Genomic DNA, 14,904 nt, shown 5'->3' on the forward strand with positions numbered 1-14,904 from the left:
TTTGTGAACATGTCATGAAGAACTGCAACCCGACACCTACATTAGAATTATTATAAACTAAGTGTATCAAATTATACGTCTTGTTTCAAATTTAATGTTTGTTCAGAACATTGTCTTTAAAGGACAGAATTGATTAATTTTAATGGTTCATTCCCAAAACGTGTGGTTGATTTCCGTTCCGACCGGTCGCTTTGCCGCTGCCGCTTCGCTTTCGCTACATAAAACATTTGTTACTGTCGCTTTGCTTTTTTTCTGCAGCGAAATTGGAGCGGAGCACAACGGCAACAATAGAACTCTTTAATGAGCTGCAGTTTTGAGATTTGTCGAGAACTTTTGATTGTTTATCGACCAACTTTATCGATTTATCGACCAACTTTTGAACAATATCAACATCTATCTTCATGCAACACTAAATTTTAACATCAAAAAAGCGCGAGAAATCAACGTTTCTTAATTGATTTCTCGCACTTTTTAGGTTTTGGCCAGTTATGTCCCAGCCACTAAAAATAACTTTTATCTATTAATTTGTTATTGTCGCAGTTTTTATAGCAATGATTTTACCGTCTTTATCATATGCTACAAATTCAATTTCATCATTCACTTTGAAGTCCTGCATTGTTTGAACTGGTTTTGTTAGCATATAGACATTATCACTACGCTTCGTCAATTCAAATTGCACATCACCACTTATGGAAGTGAAACGTACATTTACCTTTGCAACATTTGAACAATTTCCATCAATTCTAGCATTCATTGTAATATTGCCTTTGCGTAATGTAACAGTCGCTTCTTCAAATAAATCTTCAGGATTTACGCAACTTGAAGAAGATGTTTTACATAAAATTGAGTCAATAATTTTTTGGAATACTTGATGTAATTGTAAATTATCATTCGCGTGATAATAAGCGCCACCAGTTTCAGCAGCCAACTGCGTTAAAATCGCATCATTGACTTGTGATTTTTTGCCCATACTTACTGTATAAACTTTAACGCCTTGTTTCTTCGCATCGTTCAGTACTTTTGTCATCTTCGATTTACTTGTCTTACCATCTGATACGACAATGATAGATTTCGACGTCTTCGAATCATTTGAGAATTTAGACAGTGCTAGTTCTACACCTGCAAAAATATCTGTAGCACCCTTCTCTTTCGATGCTTTATAAAGATCTTTTTTCAATACATTTTCAGTACTGCCTTCTCCAAGTACAGTAGCTTTTGTATTAGTTTCAATAACAATATTGTTTTTAGCCTTTAGTTGTTCGATTACGTCAATCATTTTCTTACCACGATAATTCGACTGGTCACTAGCTTTCATAGAAGCAGAGTAATCAACTACGTATGCAACCTCTGTTGCTAATGAACACGAATTTTTACTGAAGTAAGGATTAGTGAAAATTTCCTTCGTAACTGTTTTATCTTTTAGATCCTTCAATATTGTTGCATAACGAGGATCAATTTTATTTACTAGCGTTGCTTCAACTTTAGATTTTCCATAAATGATTGAGTCGAAGTAAGCTACAGCTGTTCCAGGTCCACCTGTTTTATCTAGATAATCTGAGGTATTTGTAACAAATGAAGCTGTTTTCTCAACACCGTTAAATTTAATTTTTACTGTTCCTTGATAGTCAGTAATAGGTTCTCCACCTGGTCTCACTAATGTAACCATTACTTTTGTATAACGATCTTTTCCAGACGGTCTTGACGCCGCATCCGCACTTTCCTTTAATGCTTCCACTCGTTTTTTATAGGCTTCTACTTGACCGAGTAATTTACCACCTTGGTATTTTAATAATACTGTTCGATCATAGTTACTCAAGCTTGTATAAATAGCATAAATTTTCATCACACTATCATAATGTTCTAGCGTCAGCTGCTTTTCCTCTGGCATATATTTCATTAGTTGAATAATAGAACCAACTGGGTTAATGTTCTCAACCTGTGAGGCAATCGCATCATCAATTCCTTGAATACGATAAATCGGACGCCCATCATCTGAAATCATATACATAATTTCAATCGTCTTTTTATCATTAACAGAATCTTTTAAGCGTTGTTTAATAATCGTTTCAAATAGCCAAACTGAAATATTGTAGTTTTCAAATTGTAAAATGGCATTTTTATAACTTAGTGCAGGATATTTTTTATCACTGCCACCATATTGTAAATAAGTATTTTCTACTTGACCTAAAGCATTCGTTACATTTGTTTGTTGTCCAATACTAAATAGCTTTTCTTCTGGATCAATCCAATGGACGTTAATGATGTTTTCTGTAAAGAACTCCGGTAATTTTTCAAACGGTACATATGGAGGCGTTACACTTCCATTATCATCAGTATTTGCCGGATCATACACTTGGTAATCAATGCGCATTTCTGGCTGAGGTGAGTAACGTACCTGCGCATTTAGTTTTTCACCTACAAGACATTTCATAGCAGGGTCTGTGTTGTTAATAAGTTCAAACGAAATTGTATCACGTACAGATTTTGTTAGTTTAGGTGCAATAACAATAGCAGATACAGTTGAGCCGTCTGATTGTACATTGCGAACAGCTTCGCCAGATGTGTCAACTATTTTTGCGCCATATGATGAAGTTACACGGAATGTGTAAGACTTATCATCAGGAATTGGATCTCCATTACAAGTCTTTAAAGATACAGTAATTAGCGTTGAATCTTGATCATTTGCGATTAAATCTGGTTTTTCAACTTCGATACTTTGTAGTGCATTATTAACATATTTTGGTCCAGTAAAATCACCGGAGTTATCCTTTGGCACTTCAAAGTCGGCGCTATTTGAGCCCATAAAGCCAGCAGGTAAAGTAATTTTATCGTTATCATGACCTGTTGCAGCACGTTTTAACCCTTGTACAGCAAAATTGCCGCTTTGCACACCGCGGTATAAAAATTCAGCAATATCTCCACGAGTTAGCTTTGTAGAAGGATTAAAATCGGCAAATGTCTTTTTGCCAGTGCTTCCTGTTGAAATATCGTTAGTGTATAAATATTGAACTGCCTGAGGCTCATCTAAATCTAAGCCTTTAAATGCAGCATATATACGTGCAAACTGTCCTCGTGTAACAGCTTTTGAACGATTAGCCGTAGTGTAGGTACCACTAAACGGTAAATAAAAATCACTATAAAAATTATAGGCTACACTGTCGTTATATGTTAGTGCATAGTTTTTATCAAGCTTTGCAAACATTACTACAAGCTCTCGCTCAGTTATCTGTTCATTAGGTAAAAAATTATTAGCGTTATTCAATGAAAGTAAATCATTATCAACTGCCCATGAAATAGCTTTATATTTACTACTATTTGTTGGTACATCATTAATTGTCGTAGCTGCCTGAGTAACAGCTGGAGTTGCTGTCACTAAGACTAATACAAAACAAAGCAGTGATATTAATGCCTTTTTAGCATATGTCATTTGTTTCAGTCCTTTCTTTAGTTAAAGAACAAGATGTCATCGCGATAGTTTTGTTTTAAGTCGTTTTCTAAATAATTTAAGAAACGTTCCAGCACTACAGATGCTTGTGCTCGCGTTAACGGTTGGTTTGGATTAAATCGACCTGTTACAGGGTCACCATTCATTAAACCTAATTCATTCGCAATGTAAATACCATCTTTAGCGTATGATGGAATTTGCGCATCATCCGTAAATTTTGTTACATAACCTGGGTCTGGTGCTTTGTTTTCAAGCCCTAATGCACGAACAAAAATCGTAGCGGCTTGGGCACGTGTAATTGGATTATCTGGTTTAAAATACTCTGGCGTCACACCTTTAATAATTCCTTTATTGACTGCAGATTCAATATAGGCATAATCTTTTGTAGAACGTTTCACATCTTTAAACACACTTGTAGCCGTTGTTTTTTTCGATTTATTATCTTCCATAACGCGCAAGTCAACTGCCTTACCAATTGCCGTAGTAAAATCAATTCTCTTCATTGGTGTATTTGGTGAGAAGAAGTTACTTGCATCAGAGTAAATACCTAAAGAGTATAATTTTTCAATAGCATTCTTAGCGTAATGATTTGTTAAATCACGGAACTTTGGAATGATTAAACGTTCAATTGTTGGCATATATTCTTTGCCTAAGTCAACTTTACCTTTTTGTCCAGAGCCTAAATCATACGTATATTCAGAAATAACATCCTTTTCACTGACAACCGCATAACCACCGTCAAAGCTCCCTAAACTCCCTAGGTTTTCTTCATAGTTTAGTACACGTGATTTGCTTGTAGATAAACGATTTTTCACATGGCTTGTCTTTCCATCACTATAATTATATACAGCTTCTGTAATTTGCGTTTCTGTTGCTCCCCAGAAGTTTTCATAGCCAGCATGACGACTATCAGTATCAATCGTTATAGTATTATTGACTGTATTTTTCCCAGTCCCAGTCTGATAAGCATATGTTTTTCTCGAAATTACATTGCCTGAGTAATAATCAGAGGCTGCGCGATTGTCCGTTACTGTGCCTTGAGAAAATTGGTAATCTACCAATGTGTATGTAGTTTTCCCAACGACAATTTTCTCTGTATATTTTTTCACTACACCATTAGATGTCTTTTGACCAATCGAAGCATGATCCACTACATCTGATTCATATGCAATATTTCTTGTCAGTGTAGCACCGTTACTTGCTGTTAACTTTAAACTATGTGTTTCAGTTAACTTTCCTTTAGATTCTTTTTGTGTGATTTTAATGTCTTTACTAGTGCCTTTAAATATAATAGGTGTTCCTGTAAGAAAAACAGCTTCCTCATATGTATATTCATTTTTTACTGCACCTGTTGTTTCTAATGTGGCAGCTGATGCATTTACTGGTTTAGTAACTCCAATAAGTACAAAAGCAAGAACAACTAACATTAATTTAGATAAATATTTTCGCATTCGTTGTTGTGTCCCCTCTCTTTCATTCAAATGCATAGTTCATATACAAAGTTGTCAAATATGTTATTCAAATCAAGTTTAAAATCTGCTCGTCTTCTGCAAGTACGCTCAAGCATTTTACGTAGCTAAAATTGAGCATACTATTTGCAGAAGATTTGCAGATTCTATTTTTTTAATCAACTAATATAAAATGAGCTTTGACAAAACGATCCGATAATACTACTAAACGATCAGATGGTTTTAAATCAGATGGCTGAATTACTTTACCAGCTTTAATAATCGTAGCTTGGTTAATGTTCATATCCATCATTTCCCCAGCTTCATACCAACGGCCATTTTGCCATTGACTAACGCTCTTTACATTAATCGTAGCTGGATAAGTCGATTTTACTGACTGTAGTTTACCAGTTAACATCAATGGTGCAACAGGCTTAGCTTTATTAAGAATATGAAGAGCCTGTACATGTCCATCTTTCACATAGAAATAACCATATTCACCTTCAGATAAATGAAGCTCAATATCAGGAACTACACTATATATTTTGTTGCCATCATCGACTATTGCCTTCGTTGAATTACTAACTGATAGTACAGTACGATCTGTTTTCTTGAAAACATTTGACTCAATCTTCATTGCGTCATCAATTTCAATTAAATAGCCGTCCGCTTGTGATAAACGTCCATAATATAATTCATGACCTGCTAAGTTTGGTGACATAAAGCTATCACTTGTCACTTGTACAACTTGTGCATAATGATCGCGTGCAGCACCATCTGAAACAACAAATGCCGTACCATAAGCCATCAATCCAGTAGGCTCGATTAAACGACCATTTCGAATTAATATCGTTCCATCGTGGAAGTACAATGTACCTGCCGATTTAAGTTTTAATAATTGATAGTCTGTATCGACAGAAAGCATAGGCTCATAATACGTTCGCTCGTTATTTTTCAAAACAACGATCTTCTCAATGACTTCTTTACCGAATTGTTTAACGGTCGCATAGTATGCTTCACTACCAATGTAATTTTTCAGCTGACCTTTTTCAATCTTTGTATTTCCAACATAAATAGGTACCTTTGATGAAAAATCCATCGTTGATAAAGCTGTTGATGTGCTTGAGCCAAATTGCCAATTTACAAATGCATTTTGATTTTTGACAGTTAACTTATTTGTATTGGCATTAACTGCTTGTATTTCACCTTTATAAAGGTTTTCAACTAATGTACCTGTCTCACTAATTTCTATTTTTGTGACAATAGATGTGTTTTGATTTTTAAGATTAAGCTTTACACGATCCCCTACGTACAGTGCACTAATATCTACAGCCGAAGAGTTCTTTTGATAGCTTGTATCTTTATTTATATAGTAGGTTGTTTCCCCCCCAATATCTGGCTTCATCGTAATGAATAACCCATTTGGATCAATACTTGTCACTACTCCAGCAATTTTTTTAGCATTTTGTCCAACTGGTGTAGTTTCTTTTTCTGTTTCTTTTTCTGTTGTAATATTGGAAGTACCTCGAAGCTCAACAACACTTCGAAGGGAAATATCCGCTTCTACTTTCATCCCCATCTTAAAGCCTTCAATTGTTGTTACTGTATTATTAATATACAAGCGGGCATTATCATTTATATTGTATGTTATTGTCTGACCGCTATCATTTTGCAAAGTAATTTTACTAAGCTTTTTTTCTACTACTCCGTTAGAATTTGCATATTCTGAAAATGTTACATCAACAAAAGTCCCAGTCACCATTTGCGCAGCATTAGCTGTTTGACTTGATGAAAATCCGAGAACCGTTAGAAATAAAATCAGTAGTATGTATGAAACCTTCTTCAACAAATCCCGCCTCCTTTAAAATTTGGTTATTTATAAATAGTATATCGTACTATTGGTAGTTTTTCCTAGTCAAAAAGTTACAATTTAGCGCATTGTACTTTCTTTATAACAGCTACCATTAGACATAAAGATAGAGGTAGCTTCTAAATTCAAGCTACCTTTTCCCCCCATTACACTTGAATGTCAATTGTATGTCCGGATGTCGGATGTGGAGCATCTAACATTTCAACTAACTGTTCTGAATTTTGTTGTTGCATATCCATAGCTTGCTTTGTTACAGCTAGCGATACATTTTGCATTAAAGTCGTTTGGTTCATTGCAATTGATAAAGCCGCGATATCCATATAGTCCACCTCCTATCTGATTTATCGGTCAAATGTTTCAATCATCAAGCGATTTTCTCCATTTTTAAACAAAAAAACATCTACTGTCCTAAATATTAGACGCAATAGATGTTCTTTTATTACATTTTATTTTCGATCGTACGCCAAGCTTCTTCAAAGCCAATCCCTTTTTCTGAAGAAAAAACAATAATTGGATCAGTTTTCGCCATATCCAACGTTTCTTTCACGATTTTTTTATGCTTATCCCATTTACCTTTTGGAATTTTATCTGCCTTTGTTGCAATGACAATACAAGGAATATTGTAATGCTTTAAAAAATCATACATCATGCAATCATCATCTGTAGGGGGATGACGCAAATCAATAATTTGTACGACTGCCTTTAATTCATTACGCCCTGTGAGATAGCGCTCAATCATTTTCCCCCATGCTTCACGCTCAGTCTTTGAAACCTTTGCATAACCATAGCCCGGAACATCTACGAAAAACAATTGCTCCTCGATTTTGTAAAAATTCAGTGTTTGTGTTTTTCCGGGCTTAGAAGAAATACGTGCTAAAGCTTTACGACCGATCATTCGGTTAATGAAGGAAGATTTCCCTACATTTGAACGACCGGCTAGTGCAAATTCTGGCAGTCCATCTTCTGGATATTGGTCCGGTCTTACAGCACTTATGACCATTTCGACATTATGGACTTTCATTTTCTTAAAAACCTCCGTCCAGTGCATGGGCTAATACTTCGTCAGCCGATGACACTAGTTTAAATGTTAGTTGTTCGCGTACACTTTCAGGAATATCCTCAATATCTCGCTCATTATCTTTTGGACAAATAATTGTCGTTAAGCCTGCTCGATGTGCACTGAGTGTTTTTTCCTTTAAGCCACCAATCGGCAACACACGCCCGCGTAATGTAATCTCACCCGTCATGCCAACCTCACGACGTATTGGACGAAGTAAAATTGCGGAAACAATTGCGGTTGCCATTGTAATACCTGCAGAAGGTCCATCTTTTGGTACAGCTCCTTCAGGAACGTGAATATGAATATCATGTGTTTCAAAATATTCTGCATCCACTTTTAGCTCTTCCATCTTTGTACGAACATACGATAAAGCCGTTTGAGCAGATTCCTTCATGACATCGCCTAGTTTCCCAGTTAGCTGCAATTTTCCTTTACCAGGTGTTAATGATACCTCAATTTGTAATGTATCACCACCCACAGTTGTATAAGCAAGCCCAGTAGCTACCCCGACTTGATTTTCCTTCTCTGCTTGTCCATAACGGAAGCGATGTTTGCCAATTAACTCTTCTAATAACTTTGAGTTAACGGTTACTCGTTTTTTCTCACCAGAAACGATAATCTTAGCGATTTTACGACATAGAGTTGCGATTTGACGCTCTAGTCCTCGGACACCTGCTTCACGTGTATAATAACGAATAATATCTACTACCGCTTCATCTTTAATGATAACCTGCGTTTTTTTCAAGCCATGCTCTTTTAATTGTTTTGGTATTAAATGATTTTTCGTAATTTGCACCTTTTCAATTTCTGTATAGCCGGCAATTGAAATTACTTCCATACGATCTAGTAACGGCCCTGGGATTGAACTTAAATCATTGGCAGTTGCAATAAATAATACATTTGATAAATCATAAGGTTCTTCGATGTAATGATCACTAAATGTATTGTTTTGGGCTGGATCTAAAACTTCAAGCATTGCTGCTGCAGGATCACCCCTGAAATCATTAGACATTTTATCAATTTCGTCTAGTAAAAACACAGGATTAATCGTCCCTGCCTTTTTCATACCTTGGATAATACGGCCCGGCATAGCCCCAACATACGTACGACGATGACCTCGAATTTCTGATTCGTCACGTACCCCACCTAATGAAAGACGGTAAAAATTGCGATCCAAGCTTTCTGCAATAGATCGAGCTAATGACGTTTTACCGACACCAGGAGGGCCAGCTAAACATAATATTGGACCACGTAACGATTGTTTCAACTGACGTACAGCTAAATATTCTAATATTCGTTCTTTTACTTTTTCTAATCCGTCATGATCACGATTTAAAATATTCTCTGCATGTTCGATATTCATGCGATCCTCAGTCGCATTTGTCCATGGTAGTGATACAATCCAATCAATGTAATTTCGGATTACGCCACTTTCTGCACTAGCTGCTGGTAACTTTTCATAGCGATCTAACTCTTTAAGCACTGCTTCCTTCGTTGATTCAGGCATTCCTATTTCATCAATACGCTTACGTAATTCAGCTACTTCACCAGTTTTTCCTTCACGATCTCCTAGCTCTGTTTGAATAGCTTTCATTTGTTCACGTAAATAATATTCTTTTTGCGTACGTTCCATAGATTGCTTAACTTTTGAATTAATTTTCTTCTCAAGATCAAGCACTTCTTGCTCATCATGCAAACGAATAATTAAATGATCTAAACGTTTCTTGGCATTGAGCATCTCCAATACTTCTTGTTTATCAGCAATCTTAAATGGCAAATGTGATGCAATGATGTCTGCTAAACGTCCTGGCTCTTCAATATCTGCAACAGTACTAATGGTTTCAGTTGTTATCTTATTGGAGGCTTTCGCGTATTTTTCGAAATACGTTAACAACGTACGCATTAAAGCCTGTGTTTCAACATCCTTATCGATCGTTTCCTCTTTAACATCGATGTCAACAACCGTATATTTTTCCAACGCTTGATAGTTACTCCATGTAGCACGTGCTACACCTTCCACTAAAATACGCAGTGTTCCATTCGGTAATTTTAGCATCTGTTTGACATATGCAATCGTACCAATTGTATATAAATCTTGCTCTTCAGGCTGTTCATCATGCATCTCTTTTTGTGTTACCAATACTATCAATTGGTCCTCTAACATTGCTTGTTCTAGCGCTGCTACAGAACGATTTCTACCCACATCAATATGTAACACCATCGACGGGTATACTAAAAGTCCACGTAAAGGCAATAATGGTACATTTGTTGTTTTTTGTATTGTCACCATGCGGGTATTCACCTCCGTCAAAATTTTCTTGTTCACATCCCGCGTTACTAGTATGTGTCTAAAAAGCCGATTCACACTAGTTTATCAAGCGAGCCAAAAATTTCATCTAATTACAGTCAGCTTTATGTACGAATGAATAAAAAGCTGACTGTCGATATGTGCGAATATTGCACAATCGAAGTCAGCTAAATTACTCTTTATCTCATAACAATAGACAGCAACGCCTGTTCGTTATGCTGAAGTTTTAGTGTCGCTACCTTCATCGAGTTCAGTGCCATCTTCAAGAAGCAATTTCGGTTTTTCTTTATCCGTAATTGTTTTTGCAGTAATGATACATTTTTTCACGTCTTCACGTGAAGGTAATTCGTACATTACATCAAGCATTGTTGACTCAATAATTGAACGAAGACCGCGTGCACCTGTTTTACGTTCAATTGCTTCTTTTGCAATTTCAGCAAGGGCACCTTCATCAAACTCAAGCTCAACACCATCGAGTTCAAGCATTTTTTGATATTGCTTGGCAAGTGCATTTTTAGGCTCCGTTAAAATTTGTATAAGCGCAGCCTCGTTTAATTGCTCTAGACTCGCAAGTACTGGTAATCGACCAATGAATTCTGGTATTAAACCAAATTTCAACAAATCCTCTGGAATCAACTTTGCCATAATTGAGCCTTCATCCGCATCGATTTTGCTTGGATCTGAACCAAAGCCAATTACTTTTTCACCCTGACGGCGTTTAATAATGGATTCTATTCCATCAAACGCGCCACCAACAATGAATAAGATGTTTGTAGTATCGATTTGTAAAAATTCTTGGTGAGGATGCTTACGTCCGCCTTGTGGTGGGACACTCGCAACTGTTCCTTCTAAAATTTTAAGAAGGGCTTGTTGTACACCTTCACCAGAAACATCACGCGTAATAGATGGATTTTCAGATTTACGTGCAACTTTATCGATTTCATCAATATAGATGATTCCTTTTTCAGCACGCTCAATATCGTAATCTGCCGATTGAATTAATTTTAATAAAATATTTTCAACGTCCTCACCTACATAGCCCGCTTCCGTTAGAGAAGTAGCATCCGCAATAGCAAAAGGAACGTTTAGTATACGCGCCAATGTTTGAGCTAATAAAGTTTTACCGCTACCAGTTGGGCCGATTAACACAATGTTCGATTTTGCTAATTCTACATCATCAATTTTACTATTTGTATTAATGCGTTTGTAGTGATTGTAAACCGCAACTGCTAAAGCTTTTTTAGCACGTTCTTGTCCAATTACATACTCATTTAAAATCGCTAAGATTTCTTTCGGTTTTGGAATATCTTGAAATTCAATTTCCTCTTCAACGCCCAGCTCTTCTACAACGATTTCTGAACAAAGCTCGATACATTCATCACAAATATAAACACCAGGACCTGCAACTAATTTACGCACCTGTTCTTGTGGCTTTCCACAGAATGAGCATTTTAAATTTCCTTTTTCATCATTAAATTTGAACAATATGTTTCACCCCTATTCAAGCAACAATCTTACAAGATTATTGAATCTTTATCAAATAAATTGTCTGCACCCATTTACACCACAGCGTTTATGGTTCGAGATTTTAAAATATATTTACGACATGCATAGTGCGGAAACACTAATATTTACCGCAAAGCTACAATTATTTAACTCGACGAATTTACAATTATACCTTTTATTTCTAAGCATGTGTAACTCACTCGTTCTTCAGAAACTCGTAGCAACCAGAGAGCTTACGTCAAGCTCTTAAGTACAAGCGACAGCTACTCTAATGAGCAACTTGCATTTCTTTAAAATCTTTTACATTCGCCAGAGGCTTACTTCATTCAGCAAGAGGATGTATTTGCTATATAGTTTAAAACTTCAGAGCATTGTTTCTCGTTTGGAAGAGATCAGACATTTTTTATCTTCATTCAGTAGATGTTTGGACATCCACTGAATGAAGATAAAAAACTAAGCTCTGCTCTGCTGAATGCTTTCAACTGATGTTTGGACACCCGCTGAAAAAGTTAAATTTAGCATCGTGTGAAAAGTCAAACAATACTATGTATAAGAGAATTGTAAAGGCTCTACTAATTCCTTCTTCAAAAAAGTACTTCCTTTGAGAGAATGCTTTTTGCGGTGAAAGTAGTCGTAACATCAATAATAATTAACTAATGTCGAACTAAACCTAAAGGGGAATCTAGCTTAACCTAAAGAAAAATATATGTGATAAAACAAGGCACGGTTTAATGCCGTACCTTGTTTTCATTTATCTATCCAGTTACAAAAAAATCTTATTCAGTAATTTTAGCGTTTTCTACTAAAAATTCAACTGTTTTTTGAATTTTAATGTCATTTTCAAGAACCGCTGTACCGCCTAAAGCTCCTGTAATTTGCTCTTTAGTCATGTTGAATTGAGCAGTCATTTTTTCTAATTCAGCATCGATATCAGCTTCAGTTGCTTCAATTTTTTCAGCTTCAGCAATTGCTTCAAGTGTTAAAGATACACGTACACGGCTTTCTGCTTCGTCTTTCATTTGTCCGCGTAAATCTTCTTCTGATTGACCTGAGAATTGATAGTAAAGGTCTAAGTTCATACCTTGCATTTGTAAACGTTGACCAAATTCTTGTAACATACGATCAGTTTCAGAGTTAATCATACCAGCTGGTACTTCGAATTCTGCATTTTCAGCAGCTTTTTCTACTAACTCATCACGAAGAGTTGCATCTGATTCTGCTTGTTTTTGTGTAGCAGTTTGCTCTTTAATTTTAGCGCGTAAAGCTTCAACGCCTTCAACTTCTGGGTCTAATTCTTTAGCGAACTCGTCGTTTAATTCTGGAAGAACTTTTGTTTTAACTTCTTTTACAGTTACTTTGAAAGTAGCTTCTTTACCAGCTAATTCTGTTGCATGGTATTCTTCTGGGAAAGTAACAACTACGTCTTTTGATTCGCCAGTTTTAATACCTACAAGTTGCTCTTCAAAGCCAGGAATGAATGAACCTGAACCGATTTCTAGTGGATAGTCTTCACCTTTACCACCTTCAAATGCTTCTTCGCCTACGAAACCTTCAAAGTCGATCACTGCTGTATCGCCTTCTACGATTGCTTCGTCTTCTTTAATTTCAAGCTCAGCTTTACGAGCTAATTGGTCTTGAATTTGTGCTTCTACTTCTTCATCAGTAACTTCTACTGGAAGTTTCGTAACTTCTAAACCTTTATACTCACCAAGTTTTGGCTCTGGTTTCACAGTTACTTGAGCAGTAAATGTGAAATCTTTACCATGTTCGAAGTTTTCAGTACCAGAAATTTCTGGGTAATCAACTGGCATAATTCCAGCTTCATCGATAGCTTTCGCATAAGAATCAGGAACGATGATTTCTAAAGCGTCTTGGTATAAAGATTCGATACCAAAGCGTTGCTCAAACATTTTACGAGGCATTTTACCTTTACGGAAACCTGGTACGTTAATTTGTTTTACAACTTTTTTGAATGCTTGTTCCATTGCTGCGTCTACTTCTGCAGCTGGTACTTCAATTGTAAGAGTACCGATATTACCTTCTTGTTTTTCCCATTTTGCTGACATGTATAAATACCTCCAAATAAATAATCAAGTTTAAATGTTAGACAATTCATTCGTAACTACGATTTTGACAACCATTTTAGTATAACATAGATGCGTATAGTTTCAACTTATTTCATACTTCATGTAGTTCCGTTAATTTTTCTAACATTTGTAAAAAGTCAATGATTTCATAGTCCATTTCCTGCACTTTCCCGAGCATCGATTGTACAAAGTCAATATAACTATAGGCAATATCATCGGCTTCGAACGGGTGCCATTCAAACGGATATGTCACAATGGCATGCTTTGCCATTAAATATTGTACCATTTCCAACGTCGATGGGTCTTGCTCTAATTTATTTTCAATTATTTTTTTCACTTCCCCATACTGAGGCAACTGATTTGGTAGTACTAAATTGATAGGATTAATAATCATTTTTTCGTTAAATTTTGAAACAGTAATCTCAATTGATACTTCTTGTTCCACTAATAGTATTAGCGCTAAGCTCTGGATAAATGGATGGATCGTTGGACTTTCAATAATAGCTTTCAAATCTGTTTTTAATTGTCGTACATTCGTATCCATTAAGCGATGCAATCGAATAGATTGTTCGTTTGGTGTTAATGCACTAAACTTCGACAGTTCGTATTCTTGCTCTTCTAACAATCGCTGTGCATCCTCTTTTTTTTGGAGATTCTTAGCTACTTCTTGATTCAAGCTTCTCAAACGCTCAAATTTCTCAAGCTTTTCTAACGGAAGTGCATTTTCTTCAATCAATGCCGTAATAATCGACTCTACTTGATGAAATTCCTTTAGCTGCATACATACAGTAACATACAGTTCCATTACTTCCACATACAATGTCGTTCCCATGGCAAGCAATTGCTCACAAACATTTTTGACTTTATCGTATGCCTTTAATTCATATAAAGCGAAAGCATAGGCACTTAAAGCTAATTCATCTCCATCTTCATATAAAAATGCTTTTTCAAAGCTTGCCACAGCCTCTTCATATTGATAATTTTCCGCATACATATGTCCTTCACGTATTAATGTCTGAACAGCACCAGGAAAAACAACAATATTGTCATGTTTTATAACATGCCTTTTTCGTTTTGTCATTCCCCTCACCTCTTTACCACTATTTCATTTTATTAGATCAATCAAAATGCTTCCTAATAGGTGTCCAACTCCACTTATATACATGGCATACGTTGTCAT

9 protein-coding genes are annotated in these 14,904 nt (G+C 36.0%); all 9 read right to left on the reverse strand.

Annotation, left to right across the window (positions count from 1 at the left end; all coding sequences use genetic code 11):
* Positions 1-520 precede the first annotated feature (520 nt).
* Entirely contained in the window at positions 521-3,427 is a 2,907-nt protein-coding gene (locus tag QUF91_RS19825) for a VWA domain-containing protein (RefSeq protein ID WP_285398485.1), read from the reverse strand.
* 17 nt (positions 3,428-3,444) lie between these two features.
* Positions 3,445-4,896, reverse strand: coding sequence for an S-layer homology domain-containing protein (locus QUF91_RS19830; RefSeq protein WP_285398486.1), 1,452 nt, complete (start codon positions 4,894-4,896; stop codon positions 3,445-3,447).
* A gap of 172 nt (positions 4,897-5,068) precedes the next feature.
* Positions 5,069-6,739, reverse strand: coding sequence for a hypothetical protein (locus QUF91_RS19835; protein WP_285398487.1), 1,671 nt, complete (start codon positions 6,737-6,739; stop codon positions 5,069-5,071).
* 170 nt (positions 6,740-6,909) lie between these two features.
* On the reverse strand, positions 6,910-7,083 hold the full coding sequence (locus QUF91_RS19840; RefSeq protein ID WP_285398488.1) for a YjfB family protein: 174 nt from the start codon (positions 7,081-7,083) through the stop codon (positions 6,910-6,912).
* 119 nt (positions 7,084-7,202) lie between these two features.
* Positions 7,203-7,784, reverse strand: coding sequence for a ribosome biogenesis GTP-binding protein YihA/YsxC (yihA, locus tag QUF91_RS19845; protein WP_285398489.1), 582 nt, complete (start codon positions 7,782-7,784; stop codon positions 7,203-7,205).
* Between the two features lie 4 nt (positions 7,785-7,788).
* Positions 7,789-10,113, reverse strand: coding sequence for an endopeptidase La (gene lon, locus QUF91_RS19850; protein WP_289419121.1), 2,325 nt, complete (start codon positions 10,111-10,113; stop codon positions 7,789-7,791).
* Between the two features lie 231 nt (positions 10,114-10,344).
* Positions 10,345-11,616, reverse strand: a complete 1,272-nt coding sequence (gene clpX, locus QUF91_RS19855) for an ATP-dependent protease ATP-binding subunit ClpX (protein ID WP_285398491.1) — start codon at positions 11,614-11,616, stop codon at positions 10,345-10,347.
* A gap of 797 nt (positions 11,617-12,413) precedes the next feature.
* Positions 12,414-13,703: a trigger factor gene (tig, locus tag QUF91_RS19860; protein WP_289419122.1), complete on the reverse strand. Its 1,290-nt coding sequence runs from the start codon at positions 13,701-13,703 to the stop codon at positions 12,414-12,416.
* 112 nt (positions 13,704-13,815) lie between these two features.
* A complete protein-coding gene (locus QUF91_RS19865; protein WP_285398493.1) occupies positions 13,816-14,805 on the reverse strand; it encodes a hypothetical protein in 990 nt (329 codons plus the stop codon).
* Positions 14,806-14,904 lie beyond the last annotated feature (99 nt).

The sequence above is a fragment of the Lysinibacillus sp. G4S2 genome, from assembly GCF_030348505.1.
GTDB lineage: Bacteria > Bacillota > Bacilli > Bacillales_A > Planococcaceae > Lysinibacillus.

Bases quoted from the DNA above. Each gene is read 5' to 3' on its own strand.
- QUF91_RS19825 (WP_285398485.1), bottom strand. From the start codon at position 3,427: ATGACATATGCTAAAAAGGCATTAATATCACTGCTTTGTTTTGTATTA.
- QUF91_RS19830 (WP_285398486.1), bottom strand. From the start codon at position 4,896: ATGCGAAAATATTTATCTAAATTAATGTTAGTTGTTCTTGCTTTTGTA.
- QUF91_RS19840 (WP_285398488.1), bottom strand. From the start codon at position 7,083: ATGGATATCGCGGCTTTATCAATTGCAATGAACCAAACGACTTTAATG.
- yihA (WP_285398489.1), bottom strand. From the start codon at position 7,784: ATGAAAGTCCATAATGTCGAAATGGTCATAAGTGCTGTAAGACCGGAC.
- lon (WP_289419121.1), bottom strand. From the start codon at position 10,113: ATGGTGACAATACAAAAAACAACAAATGTACCATTATTGCCTTTACGT.
- tig (WP_289419122.1), bottom strand. From the start codon at position 13,703: ATGTCAGCAAAATGGGAAAAACAAGAAGGTAATATCGGTACTCTTACA.
- QUF91_RS19865 (WP_285398493.1), bottom strand. From the start codon at position 14,805: ATGACAAAACGAAAAAGGCATGTTATAAAACATGACAATATTGTTGTT.